Raw genomic sequence first — 16,474 nt, 5'->3', positions numbered from 1 at the left:
AGCTAAGGATGTTTTTTGCATTATTGATTCAAGCCTTGATAAATCGTATCGAGATTCCACTTCATCATGTTATAGTAGCTGTCGCCTTCTTCTCCCGGCTCTGCAATCGAATCGGTAAAGACGGTTCCGAATATCGGAATACCTGCATCACGAGAAACACTTTGCATCGGACGAGTATTGACGCTGCTTTCGACAAATAAGGAAGCGACGGCTGAGTTTTGCAGCTGATCCACTAAGTTCTTGATTTGCGCAGGGGTTCCTTCTTCTTCGGTATTGATTTCCCAAATATAGGCAGACGGTACACCGTAGGCTTTGGAGAAGTATTTGAAGGCTCCCTCACTGGTGACGATCAATTTCTTCTCTTCGGGAATCGATTGGAAGTTTTCCTTCGCTTGCTGATCCAGTTCTTCTAATGAAGCCAAGTAGCGTTCAAGGTTTTCTTCATAGAAAGAGCGATTGTCAGGGTCCTTTTCGCTCAAGCGTTGAGCAATGTTGCGGGCATAGATCATACCGTTTTCTAGATTTAACCAGGCATGAGGATCGGCTTTGCTGTGGTCTTCATCATCAGAAAGATAAAGCACATCCACGCCATCACTGACGGCAAAGTAATCTTCATTTTCTACCTTATTGGCATTGTTCATCAATTTAGTAAACCAGCCATTGCCGCCAGTTTCTAGATTCAAGCCGTTATAAAGGATAAGATCGGCATCGGTCGCTTTTCGAACATCTTCCACTAAAGGTTCATATTCATGGGGATCACGCCCCACTGGTACGATACTGTGAAGATCGATTCGATCACCGGCAATGTTTTCCGTAATATCAGCAATGATCGAATTGGTCGCTACTACTGAAAGTTTCCCTTCTGTTTGGGCCATCTGTCCGTTTTGCTGTGCCAAAAAGAAGCCACCAGCTACAGCTGCCGTTGCTAAAACCGCCGTCGCTGACCAGCGTTTGACTGGACTGGTCTTTTGTTTTGGTGAGAACAAGAAACCGATCACGAAAAAGGCTCCTGCGGTCAAAACGATACTTGATCCTGCGGCAATATTAAAACTGTACCCGATAAACAAGCCGATAAATGAGGCGAAACCACCTAAAACCCCTGCGATGACCATCATATGCTTCAATTGTTTTGTATAAAGATAAGCCGTTGCTGCTGGAGTGACTAACAGAGCCACGATCAAGATCGTTCCGACGCTTTGCATCGCTGTCACTGAAACCAAAGTCAACAAGAACATCAATAAATAGTGATAGGCTTGCACTTTCATCCCAAAGGCCTTTGCCATCATCGGATCAAAAGACGTGATCAACAGTGGACGGAAGAAGAGGATGATCACTGCCAGCACAAGGATAGCGATAGCGATCGTCAGCCATTTGTCGCTGTCTTGCACCGCTAGCACATTCCCAAACAAAATGTGAAACAAATCAGTCGAACTATTTGCTACTCCAATCAAGATAACCCCTAAAGCTAGAAACGAACTAAAGGTGATACCGATCGCCGTATCGCTTTTGATCAAGCTGTTATTGGCGATATAGGTAATGATCATGGAAGCCAAGATCCCAAAGAAGATCGCCCCGACAAAAAAATGAACGCCGAAGATATAAGACAAGGCTACCCCTGGTAAGACCGCATGAGAGATTGCATCCCCCATCAAGGACATCCCTCGTAAGATAATAAAACAACCGATCACCCCTGCCACAATCCCGATCGCGACTGCCGTGATCAAGGCATTTTGCAAGAAATGATAGTTACTTAAACTCGTAAAAAAGCTTGTCAACATGTTAAACGCCTCCTTTCACGATGATCGCATCGCCAAATGTTTGCTTCAAATTGCTTTCGGTAAAGACTTCACTGACTGGTCCCGCAGCGATCAGGGTTTGATTGAGCAGAACCAAGTAATCAAAGTATTCGGTGATTTTCCCCAGATCATGGTGAACGATAAAAATCGTCTTGCCAGCATCTCGCAAGTTACGCAACAGGCCGACGATGATCGCTTCACTGGTGGCATCGATCCCTACAAAGGGCTCATCGAGGAAAATATAGTTGGCATCTTGCACCAACGTTCGAGCAATCAAGACCCGCTGAAACTGCCCGCCGGACAATTCCCCAATCTGACGTTCCGCAAAGGATTCCATTTCTACCGCTGCCAGAGCGGCTGTCACTTTCTGCCAATCGTTTGCCGACATCCTTTGGAACATGCGCATCTTAGGATACAAGCCTAAAGATACGACTTCTTTGACTGTGATCGGAAACGTGTAATCAACCGCGGTCTTTTGTTCGACATAGGCAATTTCCTTTTGAAAGTCTTTTAACGCTTTTTTGTCGACACTCATGTTCCCACTGGAAGGGATCAATTTCAACGCCGCTTTGATCAGCGTCGACTTCCCTGCCCCATTTGGACCAATGATCCCTACGATCGACGGTTTTTCTACTTGAAACGACAAATCCGAGATCACTTGATGATCGCCATCATAGGCTGCGGATATTTCTGAAAAAGTAATCATTATTTTCACTCCATTTCCATAGTTAAGGATAGTTTATTTATTTTTTAGGTAGACCTAACTTATTTTTATTATACTAGAAAGGATTTGTTTTGCAAGACAGTTCTCTTGATTTTTTTAAGAAACACCGCAGTTTCTTGGCAATGACTCTTGAAAACTAAGATTCTATCTTTATTTATTGAGTAAAAGTTGGTGCCCACAAACACGGATGCCATCAATTTCTTTCTATATTTTGAGCGCAAAGCATTTGATTTATTCTTAATAAAAGAGATCATTCCTCGGCACCTCAGTGACGTACGTTTTTTCAATAACAGAAGAGAGGCGAATCAAAGCCTCTTCGCTTTCTCCCTTCATGATTAATACCAAACAAATCAAAGAATCAATAATTCTTCTATTTCCATAAATTCACGAATTCACTCTTTTTTATAATGACCAAGAAACCCTTTCACCTCGACTAAAACGCTTTATAAATTAAACTTTTCTAATTATTATGTGATTTTTCGAACAAAAGCTAAAAATAACACGACAACTATGTTAGTCTTTGATTTGGAAAAAGTTTTAGGAGGAATAAAAACAATGAAGAAAATTTTCCAAACACTATTAGTCCTAACCTCGTTAGCAACTTTGAGTGCTTGTGGCGCTGATTCACAAACAAGCAGCAGCTCAAGTACTGGTTCATCTGCTAATGAAGAAACAGATGCAACTTCTGCTGCATCTGGTCAAGAATACACAGACCCTAGCGAACTTGCAGACAGCTACGATGTCGTGATCGTCGGTGCGGGTGGCGCTGGAATGGCCGCTGCGATCCAAGCAAAAGAAGCTGGTGCAAACCCAGTTATTTTAGAAAAAATGCCAATTTCTGGTGGAAATACATTGAAATCTTCAGCAGGAATGAACGCTTCAGAAACCAAATTCCAAGAAGCAGAAGGCATCGAAGATTCAAACGATCTATTTTATGAAGAAACATTAGCTGGCGGTCACAACACCAATGATGAAGAATTGTTGCGCTACTTTGTGGATCATTCAGCAGAAGCGATCGATTGGTTAGATTCCATGGGTATCACTTTAGACAACTTAACAACGACTGGCGGGATGAGTGAAAAAAGAACGCACCGTCCATCTGATGGTTCTGCTGTTGGGGAATACTTAGTTGATGGCTTGATGCGCAACATCCATGAATTGGAAATCCCAATTTTTGTGAATGCCGATGTCAAAGAAATCAATGAAGAAGATGGCCAAGTCAACGGGGTGACGGTTGAAGTGGAAGGAACCGAACAAACCATTGATGCCAAAGCAGTTGTCGTTACAACAGGCGGTTTCGGTGCCAATTTCGACATGATCACCGAATACAAACCAGAATTGGCAGACTACGTGACAACGAACCAAGAGGGTTCAACTGGTGATGGGATCAAAATGATCGAAGCATTAGGTGGACAAACGGTTGATTTAGAGCAAATCCAAATCCACCCAACAGTGGATCAGTCTAAATCACTGTTGATCACTGAAGCTGTCCGTGGAGAAGGCGCGATCTTGGTCAATCAAGAAGGCGAACGGTTCTTCAATGAAATGGAAACACGAGACAAAGTCTCTGAAGCGATCATTGCCCTACCTGAAAAATCAGCAACGTTAGTTTTTGATGCAGGTGTCAAAGAACGCGTGACAGCCATTGATTTTTACGAGCAACAAGGGTTAGTCAAATCCGCTGACACGATCGAAGAATTAGCAAAAGAATTGGACATGCCAGAAGCAGCGCTTGCTGACACGATCGCTACGTGGAACAGCAGTGTGGCTGCTGGTGAAGACGAAGCCTTTGGACGCAGCACAGCAATGGACAACGATTTGTCAACAGGACCTTACTATGCCATTGCCATCGCTCCTGGTATCCACCACACGATGGGCGGCGTGAAGATCAACACCAACACAGAAGTGATCGCTACGGATAACGAGATCATTCCAGGTCTTTTTGCAGCCGGTGAAGTAACTGGTGGGTTGCATGGTGAAAACCGAATTGGCGGAAATGCCGTTGCCGATATCATCATCTTCGGACGCCAAGCAGGAACAAAAGCTGCCGAATTTGCGCAAGAAAATTAAAACACTCTCTATAAAAAAGAAGTACTTACGTTTTTTTCATCAACGTAAGTACTTCTTTTTTCATATAATTGACACAATAGTTTTTATTGTTCTGGTGCTGTCACTTTGATAATCTGCACCTCATAAGGCGCCAACTGAAGCTTTTGGTTTGTCGTTTTTCCAGTAAGCAAATCGATTCCTGAAGTTGCTACCTCTACTTCTTGATTTTCTTCGGAAAAATTCATCACAAAATAATAGGTGGTCGGAGCGAGCTGCTCTTGCTGACTTTCTCTACTTTGGATCGACACGTTCGTTGAACCTTGACGGACCCACTCATTTTGTATGCGAAGCTGTTGTGTTACTTCTTGATAGAAGTCTTCCAAAAAGGCTTGATCCGTCCGTCCCCCAAGATAGTAGGCACTTCCTTCACCATAATCATTTACGGTCACTGCAGCTTGACCTTGATAAAAATCAGCACCGTAGACCCCTAACGTTTGGGCAGTGTTTGTTTGAACAACACTACAATAATCATGAACTTGGTACTGCTGCTCCTTCATTAAAAGCAAATTTTTTTGTTTCGGATATAACGTATCGATTTCTTTCACAGACACACCAAACAGTTCTTCTAACTCTTGGGGCCAGCCCCCTAAATAGGTCAAGTCCGTTTCATTCACGATCCCCGTCAAATAAGTGGAAACCAGCGTCCCGCCATTTTTCGTATACTGTTGAAACTTTTTCATAGTTTCTTTTGGTAAAAGGTAAAGCATCGGAGCGATGATCAATTGGTAAGCATCAAAGTCATGGTCTTTCGTGATGACATCAACCGCGATGTCATGATCCCAAAAATAGCGATAATGCTCTTGCAACGTTTGTGGGTAGCGTTTGCTCTCCAAACCAAAACCTTGCGCATCATTGAGCGCCCAATTGTTATCCCAATCATAGATGATCGCCACTTTGGCTTTTTTGTGCAATCCTTTGATTTCTTTGATTTCTTCTAAGGCTTTTCCCACTTCTGCTACATCTTGAAAAACACGATTCTGTTCGTCGTTGTCATGGTCCACGACGGCCCCATGGAACTTCTCAGATGAGCCTCGAGATTTTCGCCATTGGAAATAAAGATTACTATCTGAACCGTGAGCAATAAATTGCATAGAAGACAACAGATGCATCCCGGGGCGTTTCGTGCGATTGACTGGATGCCAATTCACACCACTAGGGGTTGATTCCATGATCAAAAAGGGTTGCTTTTTCAAGCTACGGTACTGATCATTGATAAACCCAACCTTACTTGCCAAATCAGCGGTCGTTCCCCAATCATTGTGCCAAGCAGGATAACAATCCCAACTAATGACATCTACATGCTGGGCAAATTTTCCATAGTCAAGGCTATAAAAGGGAATCAAATCTCGGGTATCTGCCATGAAATTCGTTGTGATCGGTACATCTGGAGACAAACGACGAATGTCTTTGATCTCATGTTCATAGAAATCAATGGTCTGATCGGTCACAAAACGATGCCAGTCTAGATTTAGTCCATGAACTTGCATTTCGCCGATCGGTGAAGGAGATTCGATTTGCGACCAATCGGTGATTGTATGGCTCCAGAAAGGTCCCCACCAGGCCTCATTCAAGGCTGCTAATGTTTGGTACTTCTGCTTGACCCACTGACGAAAGTTTTCTTGGCAAATGGGACAATGACAATCGCCAGAATACTCATTGGAAATATGCCACATCAATAGTGCTGGGTGATCGTGGTAGCGTTCAGCTAATTTCCGATTGATGATCGCCACTTTCTCACGATAGATCGGTGAAGAAAAGCAGTGATTGTGACGCCCGCCGTGTAACATTTTTTCCCGTTTTTCATTGGTCCGTAGAACTTCAGGGTATGCTTTAGACAACCAGGCAGGACGCGCGCCGCTTGGCGTCGCTAAAATGACGTTGCTGTTTCGTTCGGCGAGCTCATCCATGATTTTGTCTAACCATTCAAATTCAAACACCCCTTCTGCTGGCTCTAAGGCACTCCAAGCAAAAATACCAAGGGAAAATGTATTAGCATGAGCTTTTTCCATTAGTTCTAAATCTTTGGCTAAGATCTCGGGATAATTTAGCCACTGGTCAGGATTATAATCCCCACCATGTAAAAAGCGTTCTTCTAAGTTATATCTTGTCATCTTCTCTTCCTATCCTTTTGTGCCACCAGCGGTCAAACCGGAGACAAAATGTTTTTGTAATGCAATAAAGACGAGTGCGATCGGAATACTGATCAAAATAGCCCCTGCCGCAAAAGTCGTATAGCTGGCTCCCATTTTATCCGTGACTAATTTGTATAACCCGATGGGTAATGTATAGTACTCAGGATTACGTAAAATCACAGAAGACAGGGCAAAGTCTCCAAGTGGTCCAGTAAAGCCATTCATGGCAACGACTGCCAGCATTGGTCGTGATAAAGGAATCAAAATTTGCCAGAATATTCGCGTATTGCTTGCGCCATCTATCTTGGCACTCTCGTCTAAATCTAACGGGATCGAGTCAAAATACCCTTTCAATAAGTACGTGTTCATGGGAATCTGGCCCCCAACGTAAATCAAGATCAGCAACCAATGGCTATTGATCAAGCCGAGCATTTGCGCCAATACAAAAATTGCGATCAAGGCAGAGAACTGCGGGATCATTTGTAGGAGTAAGAACAGCATCAACCCATTTTTACGGCCTGTAAAACGAAATCGTGAAAAGGAATACGCCGTCATGGAGACAAAAATCAGTGACAAGAACATGGTGCATACACTGATTTTTAATGAATTCAAATACCATTGACTATAATAAAGCGAGTTGTCGCCAGCAAACAATTTCGTGTAGTGACTTAATGTCGGACTCGTCGGAATCAAACTCGTACTTACTAAACTGTTCCCAGGATTAAAACTAGCACCGATCGTCCAAAGTAAAGGGTAGACGATCACCACTACCGTAAAAATCAGTACGAGATACGTCAAGGATAGGCGGACAAATTTTTGTTTCTTCATACTTGCTGCCTTCATGTTATCCAACCTCCTTGAATGAATTTGTTCGGCGGAATTGCCATAAAGCAATCGCGATCACGACGATCGATAAGAGAATCGTCAACGCTGCTGCCAGTGCATATTGACTATTTTGCATCGTGAGCTTATAGATCCACGAAACCAAAATATCGGTACCACCAGCGGTCGAACCAGGAACTGCTGGTCCACCAGAATTAAACAGATAAATGATATTGAAATTGTTGAAGTTAAACGTATATTGCGTAATCAAAATCGGTGCCATTGCATAAAGCAATAATGGCAATGTGATTCGGCGGAATTTTTGTAAAGCTGAAGCACCATCGATGGTCGCAGCCTCATACAAATCATCAGGAATGGATTGCAGCGTCCCTGTAGTCACGATAAAAATATACGGGAAGCCTAGCCAGCCTTGAATCAGTAGCAAAGCTAAGCGGGTCCAATTCGCACTCGTTAGCCAAGGAATCGGTGAAATCTGGAAGAAATTCAAAATCGAATGATTGATCGCACCAAAGGAATCATTGAACATTCCTGAAAACACCAAGATCGTAACAAATCCCGGAACTGCCCATGGGAGGATCAAAATCGTTCGAAAGAACTTTTTGAGTCGTAATTCTTTTTGATGCACCAGCACCGCTAAAAATATTCCGATTGAAACTTGTAACGTTGAGGCGATCAAGGTCCAGATAACTGTCCAGCCCAGAACATTGAAGAAGGTACTACGCCAAATATCGACAGTAAAAATCTTCTTAAAGGTCTCTAATCCCACCCAATCTGCTAAATTGGCAGGTGCAGAATGATACAGATCATAGTTCGTAAAAGCTAACGCGATACTAAAGAGAATCGGAAAAATAACAGAAAACACGAGTAAGAAAAATGCTGGGCTACTCATTAAATAAGGATAGCCTTCTCTTAATAGTGCCTGGTAGCTTTCACGGATAGAGTTGACTGGTAGCTCATTGTCTCTTAATTCACCGTTTTTATAGGCATCACGGATGTTTAAATAATAGAACAACAGACCAAAACCGATGACGATCAAGGCAACTAATCCTTCTGCTAATAAAAAGATGGAATTGTCTCTCGGCACTTCCACGCCTAATGTCACGATGCCCCAAAGTCCCATATTAAATAAATCTTTAAAGACGACAAGATACATAGTAAAAAAGAAGAAAAATAAAGCGCCTTTGATTTTTTGCCGATTATAAAATTGACCGAATCCTGGTATTATCGAGAATAGCATTGCTCGTTTTGCATACGACTGCCTGTTTTTCACATTTTCGCCCCCTGTAAGAAAAAGCCGCTGACAAACGTTTCGTTCGGCCTTACTTGATTCCTAATGATGAATGACCATCCGAAACGTTTGTCCTTGAGACGACTTTCTAGTTTTGAATTGCCGCAATGGCTGATTTGATCTGTTCGACTGCTTGTGGTAAAGCTGTTTTCGGTTCAGCCTTTCCAGTAGCAATGGTTTGCAATGCGGCATCCATTGGTTCCCATACTGAATTCATTTCAGTGATCCCAGGCGTTAGTTCTGCGTGTTGGGACTGAGCGGCAATGGCTGCAGCACTTTCACTTTCTTGAACTGCTGGATCATCTGCTAATGAAGCAACCGCTGGTACTTCCTGTGTTTTTTCATAACGAACTTTTGAATTTTCCTCATTGCTGATAAATTTGACGAATGCTTCAGCTAATTCAGGATTTTGGGAATAGCTACTTACGTTGTAGCTTTTGACACCGATAAAGGAGCCCATATGTTCACCATTGCCTAATAATGGCAATTCTTTCACACCATAGTCGATGCCCGCTTCTTTATAAGGAGACAAGTTCCATGGTCCCGAGATGACAGCGGCAGCTTTTCCTTCCGTAAATAAAGAGTCCAACACATTGATTCCTTGTTCACCGACCAATCCCGATGGAAAAACACCTGCATCATAAAATTGTTGGATATAGTCTGCTCCTTCGATCGCGCCTTCATTAGCTAATCCAATATCTTCAGGGTCATAGGATCCATCGGCATTCTCGCCAAAAACATAACCGCCATAACCGCTCAATACACCTTGTGCGTAATAAATTTGATCCCATAATGCCAGTAACCCATAACTGTCAGCACCTAAAACAGACTTGGAATACTCCAGCCACTCATCCGTTGTCTGTGGCAAGTCTTCTTCGGAAATTAGTTCTTTGTTATAATACAAAATTTGTGTTTCAACCGCTTTTGGTAAGCCGTAGACTTTGCCGTCAACGATTTGCGATTGCATTGCTGATTCTGTATACAGCTCTTGTAGCGTTTGATCGACTGTTAATTCTTTCAACAAACCTTCGGTAACGGCTGTACCGATTTGATCGCCAGGAATCGTGATGACATCCGCACCTGTACCAGCGGGTCCATCCAATCGTAAATCTTCGATCTGTCCACCATAGGCTTTTTCGACCACTTTGATCGTCACATCGTGTTCTTCTTCAAATTGTTTGACTGCCTCTTCAATCCCAGCTGATTTTGCTTGGTCCTCCCAGACCAATAGATCATAGTCCTTATTGCTGCCACTATTTGCTGCAGTACTATCTGTCCCTTCACTTTGTGGACCGCAAGCACCTAATCCTAAAGCTGCTACACTTAAAAAAAGAACTCGAGACATTTTTTTCATCATCATTTCTCCACCTTTTCTTTATTTTGCAAACGCTATCTTCTCGTTTATAATAAATTATTTTACTTAATATGTAAATAGTTTTACTAAATTAATTTCTCCAACGGAGTAAATAAACGGATAAAATCAAGGTTTATCTCACAAATAATTTTTCAAAATACCTCCACGCTCTAAACTTTCACTATTGAGTAAATATATTTAGTAAATTCATTTACTTGGTAAAGTTGTTAGCGTATACTAGAAGAAAGAGGTGAAGAAGATTGGTTACAATAAAAAAAATTGCCGAGCAATCAGGCTTTTCACAAGCGACTGTTTCCCGATTATTGAAAGGCGACGAATCGTTGTCGATCGCAGCCGATACGCGTCAAAAAATTATTCATACCGCTTTATCACTAGGTTATGATCGCTCAAAAATAAAAACAACACTAGAAAAAATCGCCGTCCTTTTCTGGCTGACAGAACAAGAAGAGCTGCAAGATGTCTATTTTCGACAATTGCGTATCTCTTTAGAAAAATATGCGAAAATCAACAATTTGGAAATTCAACTGATCACCCATGAAGATGATGTTTTAGAAACACTGCAAGAAGTCGCCGGATTTATTGGGATTGGCTCTTTCACTGAGAAAGAAACGCAGCAGTTCAAATCCGTTTGCCCCTATGGCGTCCTTTTGGAAATCAACCCCTGTCCAGAGCTGTTCGATACGGTCAAACCTGATACTGATCGAATGACGCAACTGGCGATCGATCTATTTTTAACAAAAGGATACCGAAAGATCGGCTTTATTGGTGGTGCTTATCTAAATCCTGATACCCAACGTGCAGAAATGGATAGTCGCGAGGTCATCTTCCGTCAAACGCTGGCTCGTCGAGATGCGCTCGATGAGGCGTTCTTATTTAGTGGTGGCAATTTTTCCGTTGAAACCGGCTATCGTTTGGCGAAAAAAATGGTGGAATCCCTTGGTGACAATTTGCCAGAGGCGCTCTTTGTGGCTTCTGACACCATCGCAGTTGGTGTGCTCCAAGCGTTAAATGAACGATCCATCATCATTCCTGATCGCTTGGAATTAATCAGTATCAACGACAATGAGATCGCAAAATTTGTGGCTCCCCCTCTAACAACGTTTAAAATTGATGTGGAGGAAATCGCCAAAACCGCGATCAATTTATTGGTGGATCAGATCGTTCATCCTCGAGCGATCACCAAAACAGTCCTTTTAGGTGCTGAACTCATCGAACGAAAAAGCTTTACGCAAGCATAAAAAACGCCCCTAGAAAGTTAGAAAAAGCTAACTTTCTAAGGGCGTTTCATTGTCTAAATCGAAAAAAGCATTCTTACGTTTTTCACATCTCTTTCGCCACAGCATACACAAGATGCGGCATGTCCACTTGCCGATAGTGTTTGACAAAGCGATCCACCAGCTTCATTCCATTGCGCAATGCCACATTTATGGAGGCTTGATTGGTCTCACGAATGATCGAATAAACAATGGCGGCATTCAGCGTTGCAAACGCATAGTCTTTACAAGCCTGGGCGGCTTCTGTGGCAAACCCATGATGCCAGAAGTTCTTTTGAAACAAGTACCCAATTTCTAAAACGGCTTCTCCCTTGACGTCTTGCCATGTCAACCCGCATTGACCGATCGCTTGCCCTGATGCTTTCTCAATCACTAGCCACAAGCCAATGTGATCGTTTTGATAGCGTTGCAGCTGTTTGTCGATCCAACCAGTGACTTCTTGCTCACTGAAGGGTCCTTCATAGGCAATCATAACTTCTGGATCTTGCAAAATCTTTTCAATCGCTGGTCGATCGTCATGACTCATTTCTCGCAGCACTAATCGCTTAGTTTCAATTAGTGGTTCCATGGTGGTTGCGCTCCTTCCTATTCCATTCGGTTTCTTTTCAAAAAATACCAACTCGCTGCCCATGCGGTGATGGGTAAAATAATCACCGCTGCCAGACCCGTGATCAAACAAACGACCAATTCTGAGACGAACGCCTTCGAATTGATCATTTCACCAAAGGAGATCGACAAATCTTGAAACCACGCAATCAACGCCAGATTACTTCCCATAAAGGCAAACAATAAGGTATTGATCGTTGAAGACAATACGTCTGATACCACGGTCATACTACTTTTACTTAATGCCTTGATCGAGACTTGCGGGTTTGCTTGAAAAAGTTCATAGGTCGCAGTGCTGATCGCCATACTCCCATCTGCCACCGCCCCCGAAAAACTCATCAAAATGATCGCAGTCATCAATGTCTTAAAATCGATGGCTACATCAAAGGAATACATCGCCAACTCATCCAGTTCCTCTGCCGAAAACCCATGCAGATTCATTGCAGCGAGCACAAGCGGAAATAGTAGTAGAAAAAGCCCTAGAAAGACCAACACACAGACAAAGGCAATTTTGGTTTTCTGATTGACGCCGTTCACGAAAAACAAGGTGATCGCCGCCACGGCTAAAAAGGCAACACAAGCCGCTGGTAAGATCGGTGCCCCTCGGTCAATCAGGACCAGCAGCGCTAGAAAGACAGCCACATTCATAAACAGACCAGTAACTTGAAACAGCCCTTCGATCCGAAAAACAGCGAAAGTCAGCAAGAGAAAAAGCAAGATCAACACAAACAAAATATTCATCCTGCTTTCCTCCTTTGTAGTTCAAAGCAAAGGAGCGTCAACGGTACCGATAAAACCAGCGCAAAGCCGCCGCATAATGTACGCACTATTTCTAAAGAAAGATGCATCGGCAATGCTTGCGACAGCAGCCAGCCATTTGCTAGGTAAAACAATAGCGCTGGCATACTCCCACTTAAATAAGCAAACAACAAGACATTGATCATCGAAGAAGTCGTATCTTGCGCGATGGACCGACCGATCGCTAATCGTTCCTTGCGGCTAGTCTGGGGATTGATGCGCTGGATCTCATCTAGACTGGCAATCAGCATGACAATATTGTCCATGCTGGCACCAATCGCGCCAATCAGCAGACTCCCTAGATAGACACTGCGATACGGACGGGTCAGAAACGACATTTCTTCATAGCGCAACCCATGATCTTGCAAAAGATCCATGGCGAACCGACAGAGAAAAAACGCCAAGAGGACGCTGGCTAACGAGGCAATGATTTTGCGACTGTCGATCGTACGAAAGCCATAGGAAATCCCCATCGTCAAAACCAACGAGACGATCGTAAAAACGATCATCAAAAAGACCAATGAAAAGGAGCTGTTGCCTTTGTGAAACCAAAGAAAAAGGAGCAGCAAGCCAGTATTCACAAAGATACTAAGTAAAGCCAGCAAGCCCTTTTTGCCACCAATTGCGACTACTGCCATCAAAAATAAGGCAAGGAAGAAAAAGAGATACCCATCCCGTTTTTGTGCTTGTACCTGCCAGCCATCCCCTTCTTTTTGCAAAAGCAGCTGTTGTCCGGTCTGATACAACGGATGAACCGCACCGTTGGGGGTGTATTGCGTAGTGACTGTCCGTAGTACCCCCGCTTCTTCTCCGTTACGAACGATCCCTTGGATCTGCTGCTGGTCGGCGGCGACTTGAACCGTTTGTACTTCTATGATCGGCTGTGCATAAAAGCGGCTGCTTTGGGTTTGGATCAGCCAGCTCAAGACCAGCACGCTAACAAAGGCCGCTAGATAATAATACTTTTTCAAGACCGTCTCCTTTCATTTTCAGCAAAAAAAGACTTAGACAAACCACCAGTCCTACGACCAATCACCTTGTGAGGCTGGATGACTGGTCGAAATGGTTACTGTGTCGGCGAGACTAACTGCTTTGCTAGTCGCCTGTTTTGTCAAAGTCCTTTTACTTGCTCGTTTTGCTTACACGACATTTTGCGGTGTACCTGCTTTAAAGCCGCTTAAGTTCGCCACAGCAATCCCCATCAAACGACGCCGCGTTTCGACGGGTGCCCAAGCGATATGCGGTGTCAAATAGCAATTTGGCGCCTGTAATAAGGGATTGTCAGCTTCGATCGGTTCTTTTGAAACGACATCTGCCGCCAAGGCTGCGATCTGCCCAGTTTGCAGCGCTTCAGCAACTGCCGCTTCATCGATCAAGCCGCCACGGGCGGTATTGATCAGGATCGCAGAAGATTTCATTTGTGCCAATGCGGTGCGATCGATCATTTTTTCTGTCTCAGGAAACTGCGGAACATGAAGGCTGATGATATCTGCTTCTTGATACAATTCCGCCAGCGAAACTTGTTTTGCCCAATCTGCTTGTGCTGGTTTTGGTCGATGATTAAAGTAGATCACCTTCAGCTGAAACGCATGAGCGATCGTGGCAACTGCTTGAGCAATCGCACCATATCCAATCAGCCCAATCGTTTTGCCTGCCAATTCCATCAATGGTGTCTGCCAATAAGAAAAATCTTTGCTGGTTTGCCAGTCGCCCTGATGCACGGAACGATTATGGTGTCCCACTTGATTCGTCACTTCCAGCAGCAAAGCAAAGGTCGCTTGTGCCACTGCATTTGTACTGTAGCTAGGAATATTGGTCACGGTGATTCCCTGTTCCTTCGCTGCTGCCAAATCAACGACATTGTATCCAGTTGCCAAGACCCCAATGTAGGTCAATTGCGGACATGCTTTGAGCACATCTGCGGTGATCGGCGTTTTATTTGTCAAAATTGCTTCGGCATCGCCGATTCGCTCAATAATTTCTTGTTTATCTGTATACGAGGTACGATCATACACCGTCACCTCTCCTAATTCTTCAAACCCTTGCCAAGACAAATCTCCTGGATTCAACGCATAGCCATCAAGTACAACGATCTTCATTCTTTCGCTCCTCTCGCTTTTCCTTTTGCTTTTCCATAAAAAACGGGAATTCCTAGTAACGTCACGCCAATTCCCACGACTGCTAACCACGTGTCAGTGATCAAGGTCATAATCAAGATAAAACAGCCACCTAAGATCGCAATCAAGGGAATGATTGGATAGAAGGGAACTTTATACGGACGCTTCATCTGCGGTTCTGTTTTTCGCAAACGAAAAACTCCTACAAACAATAATACACTAAAGAACCACATAACAAAAACCAGCATATCGGTCAAGAGATCAAAGGTGCCTAAAAGCATCATGATACACGCGATCCCTAATTGTAAAAAAGCCGCCGCATAGGGTGCATTGGTGGTTTTACTTAAAGTGGCAAAGGTCTTGCTGAAAGGAATCTCATCTTCCAACGCCATGGCATATGGGACCCGCAAGCCAGTCATTGTATAGCCGTTCAATGCGCCATACACAGAGATCAGGATACCGATCGTGACCAGTTTTCCGCCAAAGCTGCCAAACAAGGCCATCGCAGTTTCTGAGGCACTGTTCAAATTACCAGCGATTTGATCGATCGGCAATGTTTTTAAAAAGGCAACATTGATCAACACATACACCAAGGTAACAAAACTCAACCCAAAGATGATGGCTTTTGGTAAATCTTTTTCGGGTCGCTTCATTTCCCCAGCGACATTACCGACTCCCATCCAGCCGTCATAAGCAAAAAGGGTTGCTAAGAGGGCACTACTGATGCCAGCTGCAAGCGATCCTTGAGTATTGGAAGAAAAATCCACCAATGAGACCGATACTTGCCCTGGTGTCAACAGGCCCGCCACGATGATCACCGCAATCGGAATCAGCTTGACTGCTAACGTGACGGACTGGACTTGAGCAGCGGCTTTTGTTCCCAAAAGATTGATCAATGTCACACTCGTTCCGGTCAAAATCGATAAAGGAAGCAAATAATTGCTGGGTAGATGAAATAAGTTCAAACACTGGGTCGCAAAAATAATACTTAAAGCCGCCACGTTCGCTGGAAAGTAAATGATACTTTGTGCCCAGCCTAATAAAAAGGAGGGTAATTTTCCATAAATTCTTTCAATATATCGAATGGGTCCGCCAGTCTCAGGAATCGCCGTCGCTAACTCCGCCACCGTCAAACCGCCGCAAATCGTTAGAAAGCCGGCAAGCAGCCAGACCAACAAGGTCAAACCGGTGGATTGGGTCTGCTGGACCACAGCCGCTGCTTTGAAAAACACGCCGGCGCCGATCACCGTTCCCATTACTGTCGATAATGCCCCAAAAAAACTGATTTCTTTTTTCAATTGACTTTTCACAACATCACTTCCTTTTTAAATGAATAAGTCAAAGTATAGCGGATAGAAACTATCTTGACTAGAGGAATTTCAGAAAACAAAAAGCAAATACCATGAAAAGAC

The 16,474-nt window shown here is 43.6% G+C and carries 13 protein-coding genes; 2 read left to right on the top strand and 11 right to left on the bottom strand.

All coding sequences use genetic code 11. The features are described from left to right. Nucleotides 1-20: 20 nt before the first annotated feature. Together ACI3E5_RS06920 and ACI3E5_RS06915 are read right to left on the bottom strand one after the other, a co-directional pair. Entirely contained in the window at nt 21-1,778 is a 1,758-nt protein-coding gene (locus ACI3E5_RS06920) for a metal ABC transporter permease subunit (RefSeq protein ID WP_005225531.1), read from the bottom strand. Nucleotide 1,779: 1 nt separating this feature from the next. Next, the gene (locus ACI3E5_RS06915) at nt 1,780-2,502 is read right to left on the bottom strand and encodes a metal ABC transporter ATP-binding protein (protein ID WP_060791832.1); all 723 of its coding nucleotides are present in this window, start codon (nt 2,500-2,502) and stop codon (nt 1,780-1,782) included. Between the two features lie 573 nt (nt 2,503-3,075). Here ACI3E5_RS06915 and ACI3E5_RS06910 point away from each other — a divergent pair. Further along, nucleotides 3,076-4,590 carry a flavocytochrome c gene (locus ACI3E5_RS06910; RefSeq protein ID WP_034857667.1) on the top strand — a complete coding sequence of 505 codons (1,515 nt, stop codon included), beginning with the start codon at nt 3,076-3,078 and terminating at the stop codon, nt 4,588-4,590. Nucleotides 4,591-4,673: 83 nt separating this feature from the next. Here ACI3E5_RS06910 and ACI3E5_RS06905 read toward each other — a convergent pair whose 3' ends face one another. The 4 genes from ACI3E5_RS06905 to ganS form a co-directional block, all read right to left on the bottom strand. Continuing rightward, a complete protein-coding gene (locus ACI3E5_RS06905; protein WP_270276060.1) occupies nt 4,674-6,740 on the bottom strand; it encodes a beta-galactosidase in 2,067 nt (688 codons plus the stop codon). A gap of 9 nt (nt 6,741-6,749) precedes the next feature. Then, the gene (gene ganQ, locus ACI3E5_RS06900) at nt 6,750-7,604 is read right to left on the bottom strand and encodes a galactooligosaccharide ABC transporter permease GanQ (RefSeq protein ID WP_010747791.1); all 855 of its coding nucleotides are present in this window, start codon (nt 7,602-7,604) and stop codon (nt 6,750-6,752) included. A gap of 1 nt (nt 7,605) precedes the next feature. Continuing rightward, the gene (locus ACI3E5_RS06895) at nt 7,606-8,841 is read right to left on the bottom strand and encodes a carbohydrate ABC transporter permease (RefSeq protein ID WP_375838548.1); all 1,236 of its coding nucleotides are present in this window, start codon (nt 8,839-8,841) and stop codon (nt 7,606-7,608) included. Between the two features lie 139 nt (nt 8,842-8,980). Continuing rightward, on the bottom strand, nt 8,981-10,252 hold the full coding sequence (gene ganS, locus ACI3E5_RS06890; protein WP_016608234.1) for a galactooligosaccharide ABC transporter substrate-binding protein GanS: 1,272 nt from the start codon (nt 10,250-10,252) through the stop codon (nt 8,981-8,983). 254 nt (nt 10,253-10,506) lie between these two features. Here ganS and ACI3E5_RS06885 point away from each other — a divergent pair, with 254 nt between their 5' ends. After that, nucleotides 10,507-11,505 carry a LacI family DNA-binding transcriptional regulator gene (locus tag ACI3E5_RS06885; protein ID WP_498821150.1) on the top strand — a complete coding sequence of 333 codons (999 nt, stop codon included), beginning with the start codon at nt 10,507-10,509 and terminating at the stop codon, nt 11,503-11,505. 82 nt (nt 11,506-11,587) lie between these two features. On the opposite strand, the gene ACI3E5_RS06880 is transcribed toward ACI3E5_RS06885, so the two are convergent. From ACI3E5_RS06880 to ACI3E5_RS06860, 5 genes are all read right to left on the bottom strand, one after another. Continuing rightward, nucleotides 11,588-12,109, bottom strand: coding sequence for a GNAT family N-acetyltransferase (locus ACI3E5_RS06880; RefSeq protein ID WP_034857670.1), 522 nt, complete (start codon nt 12,107-12,109; stop codon nt 11,588-11,590). Between the two features lie 17 nt (nt 12,110-12,126). Next, nucleotides 12,127-12,888, bottom strand: coding sequence for a YibE/F family protein (locus ACI3E5_RS06875; protein ID WP_375838491.1), 762 nt, complete (start codon nt 12,886-12,888; stop codon nt 12,127-12,129). Further along, nucleotides 12,885-13,916, bottom strand: a complete 1,032-nt coding sequence (locus ACI3E5_RS06870) for a YibE/F family protein (protein WP_498821152.1) — start codon at nt 13,914-13,916, stop codon at nt 12,885-12,887. The genes ACI3E5_RS06875 and ACI3E5_RS06870 overlap by 4 nt, the downstream gene beginning before the upstream one ends. Nucleotides 13,917-14,084: 168 nt before the next feature. Continuing rightward, complete coding sequence (locus tag ACI3E5_RS06865; RefSeq protein WP_167822993.1) at nt 14,085-15,044, bottom strand: D-2-hydroxyacid dehydrogenase; 960 nt, start codon at nt 15,042-15,044, stop codon at nt 14,085-14,087. Next, nucleotides 15,041-16,372, bottom strand: a complete 1,332-nt coding sequence (locus tag ACI3E5_RS06860) for an APC family permease (protein WP_010747783.1) — start codon at nt 16,370-16,372, stop codon at nt 15,041-15,043. Before ACI3E5_RS06860 ends, ACI3E5_RS06865 begins: the two co-directional genes overlap by 4 nt. Nucleotides 16,373-16,474 lie beyond the last annotated feature (102 nt).

Origin of the sequence: Candidatus Enterococcus avicola, assembly GCF_047470845.1 — a bacterium.
Taxonomy (GTDB): Bacteria; Bacillota; Bacilli; order Lactobacillales; family Enterococcaceae; genus Enterococcus_D; species Enterococcus_D casseliflavus.
This window is presented reverse-complemented; position numbering and strand designations above follow the sequence as displayed.